Origin of the sequence: Dyella japonica DSM 16301 (assembly GCF_001010355.1) — a bacterium.
Taxonomy (GTDB): Bacteria; Pseudomonadota; Gammaproteobacteria; order Xanthomonadales; family Rhodanobacteraceae; genus Dyella; species Dyella japonica.
Window position 1 is genome coordinate 1 of the sequence record NZ_JPLA01000204.1, and the last position, 496, is coordinate 496.

Genomic DNA, 496 nt, shown 5'->3' on the forward strand with positions numbered 1-496 from the left:
GCCGGGGATACCCGGCTTTTTCGATAAGGATTTAGCATGAGTCATGAATCCGTAGAGGTGCTCCTAGCTCGAATGGAGGAACGTATGAAGACACTCTTCGAAAATAATGCCCGTGATGCTAAATCTCGGCAAGATTTAGATGATGCTGTACGTAACCTTCAACTGTCTATTAATAAGATGGACACTCGACTAGAGAATGTAGAAAAGTCTCTGGCTGAGTCTGCCCCTACTATTGAAGAGTTCATTACCATCAAACACAAAGTTGTTGGTGCTGGATTGTTTGGTAAATGGGTATGGGCTGGAGCAGGTATCATTATTGGTATACTGGCTGCTGCCAGACGGGAGATTTTTGCAGGGTTCGCAAGTTAACCAAACATGTGGAAATTGTTTCCTAATTGGATACGTTGTTTCAAATGGGCATCTATTCAGATTAGCACTTTAGCAATATTGTTCTTCTCTTGTGTGGATGTCTTATCCAGTTCTTTCTCTGCATTAC

Annotated in this window: 1 protein-coding gene; it reads left to right on the plus strand. The window is 42.3% G+C overall.

The genetic code is table 11. From position 1 onward, the window contains the following. Nucleotides 1–84 precede the first annotated feature (84 nt). Nucleotides 85–369 carry a hypothetical protein gene (locus Y882_RS19830; protein WP_211259259.1) on the plus strand — a complete coding sequence of 95 codons (285 nt, stop codon included), beginning with the start codon at nt 85–87 and terminating at the stop codon, nt 367–369. Nucleotides 370–496: the final 127 nt, after the last annotated feature.